General features: G+C 52.6%; 13 protein-coding genes. 9 read left to right on the top strand and 4 right to left on the bottom strand.

Going from position 1 to position 12,264, the window contains the following annotated elements; translation table 11 throughout:
* Positions 1-57: 57 nt before the first annotated feature.
* Positions 58-591, bottom strand: a complete 534-nt coding sequence (locus DTL42_RS06590; protein WP_114367850.1) for a response regulator transcription factor — start codon at positions 589-591, stop codon at positions 58-60.
* A 94-nt stretch (positions 592-685) separates the two neighbouring features.
* Positions 686-2,074 carry an ATP-binding protein gene (locus DTL42_RS06585; protein ID WP_114367849.1) on the bottom strand — a complete coding sequence of 463 codons (1,389 nt, stop codon included), beginning with the start codon at positions 2,072-2,074 and terminating at the stop codon, positions 686-688.
* 80 nt (positions 2,075-2,154) lie between these two features.
* Between DTL42_RS06585 and DTL42_RS06580 the strand changes: the two genes are divergently transcribed.
* The 3 genes from DTL42_RS06580 to DTL42_RS06570 all read left to right on the top strand — a co-directional run bounded on the left by DTL42_RS06580 (position 2,155) and on the right by DTL42_RS06570 (position 4,195).
* The gene (locus DTL42_RS06580) at positions 2,155-2,637 is read left to right on the top strand and encodes a hypothetical protein (RefSeq protein ID WP_114367848.1); all 483 of its coding nucleotides are present in this window, start codon (positions 2,155-2,157) and stop codon (positions 2,635-2,637) included.
* A 143-nt stretch (positions 2,638-2,780) separates the two neighbouring features.
* Positions 2,781-3,839, top strand: coding sequence for a 3-deoxy-7-phosphoheptulonate synthase (locus DTL42_RS06575; protein WP_276527736.1), 1,059 nt, complete (start codon positions 2,781-2,783; stop codon positions 3,837-3,839).
* Between the two features lie 14 nt (positions 3,840-3,853).
* Positions 3,854-4,195, top strand: coding sequence for a Rieske (2Fe-2S) protein (locus DTL42_RS06570; RefSeq protein ID WP_114367846.1), 342 nt, complete (start codon positions 3,854-3,856; stop codon positions 4,193-4,195).
* An 8-nt stretch (positions 4,196-4,203) separates the two neighbouring features.
* On the opposite strand, the gene DTL42_RS06565 is transcribed toward DTL42_RS06570, so the two are convergent.
* The gene (locus DTL42_RS06565; protein WP_114367845.1) at positions 4,204-5,187 is read right to left on the bottom strand and encodes a 3'(2'),5'-bisphosphate nucleotidase; all 984 of its coding nucleotides are present in this window, start codon (positions 5,185-5,187) and stop codon (positions 4,204-4,206) included.
* Positions 5,188-5,334: 147 nt separating this feature from the next.
* On the opposite strand from DTL42_RS06565, the gene DTL42_RS06560 reads away from it, so the two are divergent.
* The 4 genes from DTL42_RS06560 (at position 5,335) to DTL42_RS06545 (ending at position 9,614) form a co-directional block, all read left to right on the top strand.
* Positions 5,335-6,222: an SMP-30/gluconolactonase/LRE family protein gene (locus DTL42_RS06560; protein WP_114367844.1), complete on the top strand. Its 888-nt coding sequence runs from the start codon at positions 5,335-5,337 to the stop codon at positions 6,220-6,222.
* A gap of 169 nt (positions 6,223-6,391) precedes the next feature.
* A complete protein-coding gene (locus DTL42_RS06555) occupies positions 6,392-7,474 on the top strand; it encodes a PA0069 family radical SAM protein (protein ID WP_234824090.1) in 1,083 nt (360 codons plus the stop codon).
* A gap of 103 nt (positions 7,475-7,577) precedes the next feature.
* On the top strand, positions 7,578-8,228 hold the full coding sequence (locus DTL42_RS06550) for a 3-keto-disaccharide hydrolase (protein WP_114367843.1): 651 nt from the start codon (positions 7,578-7,580) through the stop codon (positions 8,226-8,228).
* Positions 8,229-8,660: 432 nt separating this feature from the next.
* Positions 8,661-9,614: a hypothetical protein gene (locus DTL42_RS06545; RefSeq protein WP_114367842.1), complete on the top strand. Its 954-nt coding sequence runs from the start codon at positions 8,661-8,663 to the stop codon at positions 9,612-9,614.
* Between the two features lie 91 nt (positions 9,615-9,705).
* Here the strand turns inward: DTL42_RS06545 and DTL42_RS06540 are convergent, their stop codons facing one another.
* Positions 9,706-10,956 (bottom strand): PQQ-like beta-propeller repeat protein, encoded by a 1,251-nt coding sequence (locus DTL42_RS06540; protein WP_114367841.1) that lies wholly within the window; start codon positions 10,954-10,956, stop codon positions 9,706-9,708.
* 167 nt (positions 10,957-11,123) lie between these two features.
* On the opposite strand from DTL42_RS06540, the gene DTL42_RS06535 reads away from it, so the two are divergent.
* Both DTL42_RS06535 and DTL42_RS06530 read left to right on the top strand, forming a co-directional pair.
* On the top strand, positions 11,124-11,726 hold the full coding sequence (locus DTL42_RS06535; RefSeq protein WP_234824089.1) for an HAD-IA family hydrolase: 603 nt from the start codon (positions 11,124-11,126) through the stop codon (positions 11,724-11,726).
* Positions 11,727-11,740: 14 nt separating this feature from the next.
* A complete protein-coding gene (locus DTL42_RS06530) occupies positions 11,741-12,163 on the top strand; it encodes an acyl-CoA thioesterase (RefSeq protein WP_158545257.1) in 423 nt (140 codons plus the stop codon).
* Positions 12,164-12,264: the final 101 nt, after the last annotated feature.

The raw sequence follows: 12,264 nt of genomic DNA, 5'->3' as shown, positions 1-12,264 counted from the left end.
AACACACGACGTGACAATAGGTCGCACAAGGATGGGGGGTGAGGTCTGTGTGCTAGTTCACGGAGCGAGTTTCTTTAGTTTGCGCTGTAGGGTTCTGCGGGGAATGTCCAGCAGCCTGGCTGCTTCGGAAAGGTTGCCACCGCAATCGTTTAGCACACGGTGGATATGCTCCCATTCCGCTTCTGCAAGGGATTGTGGATTGTAGTTTTGAGCGTCTGTACTGGGGGCAGCTGCCTCCTTATTTTGGAAGGCAGCTAAGATTTCATCCGCGTCGGCTGGCTTGGTCAGGTAGTTTATCGCACCTAGGCGAACCGCTTCTACTGCGTTGGTAATGCTGCCATAGCCAGTAAGGATTACGGTTTGGGTAAGTGGTGAGACCCGGAGGAGCTCTTTTAGGACTTCAATGCCCGAGGTTTCCGGCATTTTTAAATCGAGGACGGCTCTTTCTGGCTGAGCTTCTTCGGCCTGAGTAATGGCGTCTTCTTTGGTCTTCGCCGAGTAGACATCGAAGCCACGTGAGGTGAACGCACGGGTTAGGCGATTTCGTAAAATGTCGTCATCGTCGACGAGAAGGATCGTAGGTCGCGACATGGTTCCGACGATTCCTGGCGGAAAAAGCTGGGTAATCTCTCCAACTCTGAAGAAGAGCTAGGATTGTCACTATAGAAAAATTGCCCTGAATTGCCTATGCGATACGACCCGAATTTGGCGGTGAATTTCCATTTCTGGGGGCGCGGATACGAGGAATGGAAATGGTGACGGTCGTGCCTTGGTCGGCAATCGAATCGATGTGAACGTTGCCCTCCAGCTTTTCGACGACATTCTTGGCGAGAAAAACCCCTAGACCCGTTCCGGAACCTGGTTCCTTGGTGGTGAAGAACGGTTCGCCGATTCGGGCAAGGATATGCGGCGGCATGCCGGTGCCGTGGTCTTGGATTGTGAGTAGCAAGTTTTCTTCGCTCGCGTTAAGACGCAAATCAATAGAATCTCCCACTGGAGTGGCATCGAGGGCGTTTTTAACGAGCCCGCGAATTGCTTGGGCAAGAAGATGAAGTGGGGCTTTTACCTCCAAGGAGGGTAAGGGAGAGGATACTCGTACTCTCTTGCTCTGTTGGAACTCGATTCGATCGACAACTTCGTTGATAAGCTCTTCGGCAGAAATAACGACAATTGGTTCTCCGGTCGCTTGGCCGGCATCGGTTGACATCTGGTCGAGGATGGTCCGGCAGCGATCGAGTTCGCTGCGGATCAGGTCGATGTCTTCCTTGATTTCAACGGGAATATCACCGGTTTCCAGCTCGCGCTGAACTTCTTTGGCAACGACAGCGATGGTGGCCAGCGGGGTAGAAAGCTCGTGAGCTGCCCCAGCGGCCAAGGTTCCTAAAGCTTCTAATTTCTCGCTGCGGGCTTGCTGCATTTCTGTGCGGCGGAGGTTGGCCTCTTTGCGTTGCAGTTCGACATTCAGACGCGTCGTGAAATAAACCACGACCATCGCACAGGTCGCTAGGGCCATAGAGGAGCCACCCAAGAGAACATGTACGGGGATACCACTTTGGGTTAGGTTTTCGATCTGCCATTTCCCCAAAAAGGGCAGGGGGTAGCTGGCCAAGAGGAGCAGTCCGATACAGCCGACCGTAATTAACGCCAGGATGCCCGTATTGCGTGGGGTAAGCACGATCGCGGCCAGGGCGACGTTGACCAGGTAGAACACAGAAAATGGATTTGAGATTCCGCCAGTAAAATAAAGCATCGACGTGAGGAAGCCTAAATCAAGCAGCATCACGGCGAATAGAAGGGTTTCCCAGGCGGTCAGGCTTTTAAGGTCTCGCGCTCGTAGCTGCTCGAATAAATAGGTGAAAACCAAGTTGCTGCTGGCAGTTACGAAAATAATCAGAGCCAGCGGTTGCCAACGTACTTCGATTCCGAGCAGGAACATCACAAATGCGATGGTGATCCATTGCCCGAACGCAGCCACCCAACGAAGCTTGATCAGCCAAGCCGTATTGATGGTCAATCGCGCCTTGCGCCCTTCCAGGAGATAGGGGCTGTTATCAAAATGGTTGGTTTGCGGCATGTCGTGGGTAGCCGGCAAGCAGGGTAGTAGCGAAAAATAACGAAACGAGCGGGCCTTCCTGCCTGAGGACAGATTACTTTATGAACGAAATAGCTCAAGATCCCAACGCCCTACGGCTCTCGACGTTTGGGCTGACCTGTTTTCTGTTGTCGGTGATTATTATTCCGATTGGAATGATCTTTCTGCTCTGGTTTTCCTTGCCTCAGGCCTCCGATCGCCCTTTGCAGGTCTCGCTTCGTTTCGCGGAAGTCGATAGCCGCCCAACGCTGGTGCTGAAGAACGATTCCGACGCTCCAATCACCAATATCGGCATCACTTTGAACGACTGGTTCAGTTACTATTCTGGTAAACCGCTTCCTGGGGGGGAAGAGATGACCGTCGATCTCGGTTCGTTCGAGCGTAAGAACGGAATTCCCTTTGATCCGAAGAGCCATCAGTTGACTGAGATTGGTGTCTACGCCCAGTTGGAAGACAATTCGCGTGGTATTTGGGAACGCAGGTCCGAGCATCTCTTAGACGATTTGAAACAGGAAGCGAAGTCCTCAGATGGCCCATCCTCGTGAAAATTCCAGTTGTAGCGAGGGAATTTAATGCTTGCCTGCGTGATTTTGCCTATCTTAACCTTTAACCGCCTAGGAGAATTCGAGGGCTCGTGACATGATAGAGGTTTACCCTCGACTCGAAGGCGGCCCTTGTAGGCAGGATCATGCACCAGACCGATAACCTCAACGTCCATCGCATCGAAAAGCTGGCTCCCCCCAGTGAAATCAAGAGAGAATTCCCGATCTCGGAAGTTGCCCAAGATTTTGTCTTCGAGAGCCGCCAGCATGTGCAAAAGATTTTAGCTGGCGAAGAGGAGCGGTTGATTGCGGTGGTAGGGCCTTGTTCGATCCACAACATCGACATGGCATTGGAATATGCCGAACGCTTGAAAAAGCTGGCTGATCAAATTTCGGAAACGATTTTTGTCGTCATGCGGGTCTATTTCGAGAAGCCTCGCACCACAGTCGGTTGGAAGGGGCTAATCAACGATCCTCACCTAGACGATACGTTTGACATCGCGGAAGGGTACCGTATCGCCCGGAAGCTACTAAAGCATTTGGCCGAGAGTGGACTTCCTGCAGCAACCGAAGCCTTGGAACCGGTCACGCCGCAGTACATTGCGGACTTGATTTCGCTGGCATCTATCGGGGCGCGTACCACCGAATCGCCAACACATCGTCAAATGGCCAGTGGGTTGTCGATGCCGATTGGTTTCAAGAATGGAACCGACGGCGATCTGCAAATCGCGCTCGATGCGATGATGTCCTCGAATGCACCACACAGTTTCCTGGGAATTGACGGCGAGGGAGCTACTTGCGTTGTGCATTCCAAGGGAAACCCTTGGGGGCACTTGATTCTGCGTGGGGGGCGTTCAGGCCCAAATTATTCTCGGGAATCGATCGCCGATGCGATTACTCAGTTGGAAAAACGTAATCAGCAGCCACGTTTGTTGGTTGATTGCAGTCATGGCAACTCGTTGAAGGATCACACGCGTCAGGGCGCCGTGTGGCGTGATGTGCTCGATCAACGGATGGAAGGTTGCCGCGCGATCGCAGGGCTGATGCTGGAAAGCAATTTGTTGCCAGGCAATCAAAAGCTGGGGGATGACCCCACGCAACTCGAGTATGGTATCTCGATCACCGATGCGTGTATCGGCTGGGGCGAAACCGAGGAGCTCTTGCTGGAGGCTCACGAGCGTCTGAAATCGCTTGTTTCCGCCTAAGTGAATCGGTAAAAGTGCCTCAGTTCTATCAGCTCGCCACCGTAGCCGACTTGCCTGAGCAAGGTGGTCGGCTGGTAATTGTAGATGACGAGTGGATCGGGCTCTTTCAGTCCAGTGCTGGCGTTTTTGCCATTGATGCCATGTGCCCCCATTCAGGGGCGAATCTGGCCAAAGGTGACGTTTGTGACGGTGTGGTTGCGTGTCCGGTTCACCTTTGGAGGTTTCGGCTGAGCGACGGACGTTACTTAGATGCCGATGTCGAGCGCTTTAATCTCAAGACTTACCGTGTGCAGATCGTTGCCGAGACGATCTGCGTCGAACTGGCGGCGGAACCTAAATCGGTTCGCTTAATCTAGCGGTCAGCTTAGCCGTTGCATTTCTTCACGGCGGCGACTACTTCCTCGTGCAGGACTCCGTTGGTGGCGATAACTCCTTGGTTATCGGCCAGCAAAGCGCCTTTCGAGAAATCGAGTGGGTAACCGTGAATGTCGGTGACTTTGCCGCCTGCTTCTTCAATGACCAGGCAACCGGCAGCGTGATCCCAAATTTTTTCGACATAACCAGGCTTGGTGGGCAAGCGAAGATAGATCTCCGCTTCTCCACGGCCGACCACGGCATACTTGGCTTGGCTGTCTAAGCGTACGGAATCGCGCGAGATGCCAAGTTCATGGGCGATATCAGAAGACCAGCTGTGATCGCTGTGCCCTGATTCGACTGATTCGCAGAATCGGGCCTGGCTGGCGACCGTGCAGCCCGAGGTGGAAATAGGCTGGCGATCATTCGGATCGGATAGCGGGGCAACGAAAGCTCCTTCCCCTCGAACAGCCGAGAAAACGAAGCCAATCTCATCGCTTTCGGAAGTGTCTAGATTGGGGCAAGCTAAGGCAGCGACTTCGACTTGGCCATCGACCAACAACGCCAACGCGACCGCGTATTGTTCCTTGCGTAGAAATCCTTTCGTGCCATCGATTGGGTCAAGTGTCCAGGTGCGCGGCGCTGCATCGCGAGAAACACCTTGGTCGATCCACGCAAGGACGTCGTCCGAGGTTGCCGTGGGAAAAAGAGTCTTAACTTCTTTGGCAACCCGTTCGAGGAGGGAGATTTGATCTGGCAATCGCAGGGCAGCCGAGTCTTCTTCGGCAATGATCGGATCGCCTGGGAAGGCCTCGTGAATCGCCTTGCAGACGACGGCTTGGCTGCCGAAATCAGCGACCGTAACGGGGCTTTTGTCGTTTTTGGACAGCTCTGAAAACCCTTCGGTCGACTGAATGTGGCGACAAATCTTGCTGGCCTCGACGACGGCGTCGATTGCAATACGAAGTTCTTCAGAATAGGAGCTGTTGGTCATTACACCAGTTTCCGAGATGTGGGTTGTCCTTGCAGATCGTCGTCAAGCGCCATACGATCGGCGTAAGCGAGGACTTCAAGCTAATTCCATAGTTTAGGGAGCAGTCGTAAGCTCTCACAACACCCCTTGATCGACGGACGAGAAGCAATGCAAACCTATCAGGCCCAGTGCATTTTCGATATTCAAGCCACGCTCGGCGAAGGTCCTTCGTGGGATTCTGCTACCAACAAGCTGCTATGGGTTGATATCGAAAACAGCTTCGTTAACCGATTTGATCCAGCGACTGGCCAAAATGAATCGTGGACCGTTGAAAAAGAATGCAGCTTTGCCATCGCCACGACCAAGGGGGATATCGTCGCCGGTACACGTGACGGTATTGTCCGACTCGATCCTCGAACGGGGGAAGTCACTTTAGTGGCTAACCCAGATACGAATTCAGCGACCAACCGCTTTAACGATGCCAAGTGTGACCCACGCGGGCGGTTGTTCGCCGGGACAATTTCCGACACGCGTACTCCGGGAGATGCCAACTGTTATCGTTTCGATAGCCAGTTCAATTATGTGACGGTCGTTCCCGGAGTGGTTAATAGCAACGGGCTATGCTGGTCGCCAGATCACAAGATTTTCTATTACATCGATACCGCCACGCGGAAAGTTGACGCGTTTGATTACGACATTGAAACGGGCGATATCACCAATCGTCGCACGGTTGTCGATATTCCCGAGTCGATGGGAATTGGCAAGCCTGATGGGATGACAATCGATTGTGAAGGTATGTTGTGGACCGGAATGTGGGGCGGAGCCTCTGTTTGTCGCTGGAATCCTCAAACCGGTGAACTGATCGGCAAGATCGAGATGCCCTGTCCGAACGTCACTTCTTGCTGCTTCGGGGGAGATAAACTCGATCAGCTTTATATCGCCACACCGCGCAAAGGCCTGAGCGACGAACAATTAAAGCAATTTCCCAATGCAGGCGGTCTATTTCTGTGCCAACCGGGGATCTCTGGTGCGGAAACGACCCCTTTCGCTGGGTAATTTACTCTTGATGTGATAGTGTACTGGTGTATACTTCTTGGCGTATTGAATTCATCCTAATCTCTGCGCCAATAAACAAAACGTGAAGGCACCCGCTCCTTGAACGAGGGCTGACTTGCGGTTTGGTTTGCCTGCGCGGACATCGGTTCTCATTGGACGGCGAGGTCACGTGGAGCCTACTCGAAAAGCAATCGGTCGGGGAACGAGCGACAACCCGACCAATCGATTTGAACTCTTGAGTGTGGCTCAAGACTGGGAGCATTTGGACCAGACCGATGCTGAAGAGTTCGCTTCTCTCAAAGTTCCGACAGAGTACTTTGCGGATGTCACGCAGTCGCTCATTACCAAAAACGACAGTCCCGATATTTCTTTCACCTACAGTTTAAATCCTTATCGTGGTTGTGCTCATGGCTGTAGTTACTGCTACGCCCGACCGTATCACGAGTTTCTGGGACTTAGTAGCGGACTCGATTTCGAGACCAAGATCATGGTCAAACGCGAGGCACCGCGACTGTTTCGTGAGTTTCTCAAGAAGCGAACTTGGCAGTGCGAAGTGATCGCCATGTCAGGCGTGACCGATTGTTATCAACCCGCCGAACGGCAATTCGAGGTCACGCGTGGTTGTTTGGAAGTGGCTCTAGAGGCCAGGCAACCTTTGGGAGTCATCACGAAGAATGCGCTCATCTTGCGCGACCTCGATTTGCTGGGCGAAATGGCTCGGCGAAAACTTGTTTGTGCCAATATCAGTGTGACGTCACTCGATCAAAAACTGGCACGCACCATGGAGCCACGTACGTCGAGCCCGGCCGCCCGTTTGAATGTCATTGAAAAGCTGACCGCAGCTGGGATTCCGGTTAATGTGATGGTGGCTCCGGTTATTCCAGGGCTGAACGATGCGGAAGTGCCTGCGATTCTCAAAGCGGTAGCCGAGCGAGGTGCAATTGGGGCGGCGTACACGCTTTTGCGGTTGCCGCATGCCGTGAAGGATATCTTTATCTCTTGGCTCAACGAGCATTTACCGGAACATGCCGACCGGGTCCGTTCACGCGTGGAAGCTTGCCGGGGCGGGCAGCTTTATGATTCAACGTGGGGAAGTCGAATGCGTGGACAAGGTATCATCGCAGAAGCGATTGCGAAATCGTTCGCCGTTTTTCGAGAAAAACATGGCCTTTCACGGCATAAGATCACGCTCGATACCACCAGTTTTCGCGTGCCGGATCAAAACGGCAGGGCTCAATTGCGGATGTTCTAAAAGCGATCGGGAATCGCTTGGTTGAAGTTGCAGAAGTGGCAAAGGATAATGCATGTCCCGTCCGAAGCCCCATTCCCCAACTCAAATTAGGAGTTCTCTTTCCATGCACAAGAAGTATTTGTTAGCCGGTTTGCTTTTGCTCGGGTTCACCACGCTGGCTCAAGCAGATGAACCCTGGGTCGAACTCTTTAACGGCAAAGATCTTTCCGGTTGGACTCAGAAAAACGGAACCGCCACCTACGAAGTGAAAGATGGAACGATTGTTGGTACGACTAAAACCGGCAGCCCGAACTCGTTCCTTTGTACGGATAAGGAATATGGCGACTTCGAACTTGAGTTTGACGTGAAGGTACACGACAAGCTGAACTCCGGCGTTCAGATTCGTTCGCAAACGACAGACAACACGAACGATGGGCGAGTCAACGGACCTCAAGTTGAAATCGAAGCAGGCGAAGCGGAAGCAGGCTATATCTATGGCGAAGCAACTGGTCTCGGCTGGTTGACGCCTGAGAAAGAGCGGATTCCTCACAAGCATTTCAAAAGTGGCGAGTGGAATCATTACCGAGTGGTAGCGAAAGGGCCACGGATTCAAACCTGGATCAATGGCGAGCCGCTCGCGGACTTGACGCACGAAGAGATTTACGAGAAGTACCCAAAGGGTTTTATCGGTCTTCAGGTTCACGGCATCGGCAAGAATGAGGGTCCTTATGACGTGGCCTGGAAGGACATCAAAATAAGGAAGCTGGCGGACTAGTTCGTCTGTGCTGTTTAGTCTTATTCTGCAGGGGGCCGTCTCTTTTGAGGGACGGCCTTTTTGCTGCGCACTCGATGATCGTCTTGAAAAATGATCGTCCTACGCATTGATTGCCGAGCGACCATGGTTTGTAGGTTAACGATGTGGAATTTCTCCTTGAGGATATTTTTCTGGGGAAGTTTTTGGGAAATAAATTATTGCTAAGTGCTTTGTATTTCAAAAGATAAGTTTGCGGGCTCGCTGAGTCGGCTTTTTGGGGCAAGGGGAATGAACGGCGATTGGCACTTCGCTTGCCATGTTGTTTGGGCAACACAACATCGTGAAAGGCCGTAACGGAAATCTTTTGTTGCCGGCCAGTGGGAGTTTGTCTCGTTAGGCAACTTTCCCAGGACTAAGAAATTTCCCCCCTCTCGAACGACAAGGAAAACCACAATGAAGTTTTCTACCCGCCATTGGATTTTGGGGCTGATCGCCGCAACTGGGATGGCATTAACCAATACTGCTTATGCTCAGGATCTGGGTGCTGACCTCGGAGCCAATGTCAAAGCTGCTGCGGATGCTACCACCCAAGGGACACAGCAGGCAGTCGATGCTGGGGCAAAAGTATCGGGTGAAGTCGCACCACCTGAAACGCCTGCCACACCAACAGTGGATGTCCCCCAAACTCCGGCGTCTCCCAAAGATTTGACCGAATCGATCGAAGGGGCTGCAGACGTACAGCCGAAGGTCGATACTAAAGCCAAAGTGGATGTCGACACTCCCAAAGTAGATGCGGACGTGAATGCGAAATCAAACCTCGATGCCGATGTGAAGGCGAAGCCAGAGGTTAACGCAAACGTGGAAGCTCAGCCTATGGTCGATACAAACGCGAAGATGGACGCAGACGCGGATGCGAACGCCCGGAATCGTGGCCGAGATCATGCTGGTGATCACCGTAATCAGAAAGACCACAATGCCCGCTGGCGTTTCAAAAACCAGAATGGAACGTGGTGGTATTGGACGCCTTCCAACTACTGGATGGTTTACCGCAACGGTAACTGGAACCGATATCACGGCCCTGGGTATGGTCATGGTGGATCGTGGTACGACAACTATCAGCCGCGTACGACCACCGGTTATCGTGGTTCGCCATATTCCGATGGGATGTACTACCGCGATAACGATGGAATGCGGTTTTACTACAACCAGGGGCAACGCTATTACTTCGACAACAACGGTCGGTACTATCTTGGTCCTAACGGAGCACGAACGTACGATCGCCGCTTCGCTGACCCAGACACCATTCGTGGTGCCAATGCTGGTGCCGCGATCGGAGGAGCGATTGGCGGGCAACAAGGTGCCCAGATTGGTGCCGGCATCGGTGGTGCCATTGGCGCTGGTCGATAACGACTAACGTTAAATTGAAAAATGAAAATGGCCCCGCGAAGTATTTACTTTGCGGGGCCATTCTGTTTACGCTGACAGGTGGTCTTAGCACTTATTTTCGATTGCGGAAGCAATAAAGTCCTGCGACGCTACGAAGGTAAAGTGAGTCATCGACAACAGCGCCAGAGGCTTGAAAGCCTGAGGGAAAGTCCGCTTGGCTGACCTCTTCGTATTTGTCGGCGGCTTTGAAGACGGTAGCGTGACCGTTATCGGTAAACGCGTAAATGAATCCACCAGCGCAAACCAAAGACGCGCGATAGTTGCCACCGATTCGTTTATTCCAGATCACCTTGCCCGTTTTGGCGTTCAAGCAAGTTGCCACGCCAGAGTCGTCGATCATGAACAGCCAATCGTTGACAAACACGGGGCCGGGGCGTTGGGGAATCGCTTTGCCGCTGTTCCAAACAATATGCGTTTGGGTGACATCGCCACTTCCCGAGGGATCGACCGCCACAAGTTTGGTTTGTCCTTCGCCAGCCAAAATGTAAACCAAGCCATGGCGATATACCGGGCGGATCGCGGCGTTCATGCCGCCGTGACGTACTCGCCATAGTTCTTTGCCGGTGGGTGGATCGTAGGCGATTGTCGCCGTGGCACTGGGAATCACTAACTGGCGACGTCCTTCATGGGTGAAGATCAAGCCCGTCGAATAGGCTTTGTAGCGATCGCCATTGTCGGTGCCGTAATCGATATTGCGATCTTTCTGCCAGGTCGTTTCGCCGGTCTGCTTGTTCAACGCCACGACGTATTGCAAGTCAAAGCCATCGAATGCGACATACACGTTCTCGTCGTCGATGATCGGGGAAGAAGCTGGCCCCCGGAAATGATCGCATGGGAACTCCCGCCGCTCCCATAGCTTGTCACCAGTTTTCGTGTCGAGGCAGGCTGTGCCATACTTGCCAAAATGGACGTAGATGCGTCCCTCTTCAATGGCCGGCGTACACGACGCATACGTATTGGTAGGATGGCAAAAGTCGGGCTCGGCATTTTCAAAGACTAAGATATCGTGGATCTTCTCGCCGGTATTGCGATCGTAGCAGAGGGCAAATTGCTGCTTACCATCTTCCGTTGCGGTGGTAATCCACAACTGGTTGCCCCAAATCACCGGCGATGACCAACCTCGTCCATGTGGCTTAGTTTGCCAGGCGATATTGCTGGGATCTGCCAAGTCGGTGGGAACCTGAGCGGCCATATCGGTGCCGGCTCCGTCTGCTCCACGAAACTCAGGCCAATTGCTTTCGGCCTGCAAAGTGTTCCCTAAAAGAAAGACAAAGCAGCAAGAAAGGAAAATCAGAAGACGCATTCAGAAGATACCCTTAGAAAAGCTCTATGGTGAGGATCGTGGCAGTAGCCGGTAGGAAGCCCCATTATCGTCCTCCAGGCAATCCAACGTCAACTGAAATGCCCTTCATTGCCAAGGCGATCCATTTACAATGGTGGCAACTGAAAACAGAGGAAGCATAAAACCAAGTGAGATACGACATGCAATTTGAGGGGCTTATTTTCGATCTTGATGGCACCTTGGCCGATACGATGCCCGCCCATTACTTAGCGTGGCGTGAGATCACTCAGAAGCACGGGCTAAAATTCTCGGAAGAGCGGTTTTACTCACTCGGAGGGGTGCCGACTTCGCGAATATTCTCGATATTGGCCGACGAGCAAGGTGTTTCGCTGGACCCAGGAGCCTGTGCGATCGAAAAGGAAGAGACTTTCATTTCGTATCTTTCAGAGGTCGAACCGATTCAGCCGGTTCTCGACGTAGTGCGAGAGAATTACGACAACGTCCCCATGGCGGTCGCTACCGGGGCGATGCACTGGGTGATGGAAAGGATTTTGAATCAGCTGGACATCCACCACTATTTTACGGCCTTCGTTTCTTCCGAAGACACCGTACGGCATAAGCCGTTCCCAGATGTTTTTCTAGAGGCGGCGCGGCGGTTGGGCGTCCCGGCTGAGAAATGTTGTGTGTATGAAGATGCACAATTAGGAATCGAAGCAGGCCAAGCTGCCGGTATGCATGTGGTTGATGTCCGCGACTTTCATACCCCGCGTCGGATTACGGCAGGGGCTTAGCTAGAAGAATGGGTATGCTGACGAACGTCTACCATCACAAAATTGAGGTCGTTTCCGACAACATTGACGTGCAAGGGCATGTCAATAATCTGGTCTATTTAAAGTGGATGCAAGACGCTGCCGTTGCGCATTCGTTAGAAAAAGGATGGGGCCAAGAGCAGTACGATCAGCTACGTTGCGGGTGGGTGGTTCGCTCTCACCAGATCGAATACCGTTGGCCTGCGTTTGAGAAAGATTCGCTTGAGATCGTAACCTGGGTCGAGTCTTTCCGGCGGGCCTCGTGTGTGCGTAAGTACGAAGTCCACCGCTTGAGCGATCAGAAGGTATTGGCGATCGCCGAAACCAATTGGGCCTTTCTGAACCTAGATAAACGTATTCCAGCCAAAGTGCCGCAAGAGATTATTCTCGCATTTCAGGCCGACGGGGCCACTATTTAACCTTATCCCCCCCCTTATTACCCGAAGAATCTGCATTTCTGAAATTCTTCAGCCATTCTTTGGAATCGTAGGTAAAGGGTTCCTATAATTAGGGATAGGTT

Source organism: Bremerella cremea (assembly GCF_003335505.1).
GTDB classification, from domain to species: Bacteria; Planctomycetota; Planctomycetia; order Pirellulales; family Pirellulaceae; genus Bremerella; species Bremerella cremea_A.
The sequence above is the reverse complement of the archived record's forward strand: the minus strand, read 5'-3'. Positions and strand labels throughout refer to the sequence as shown.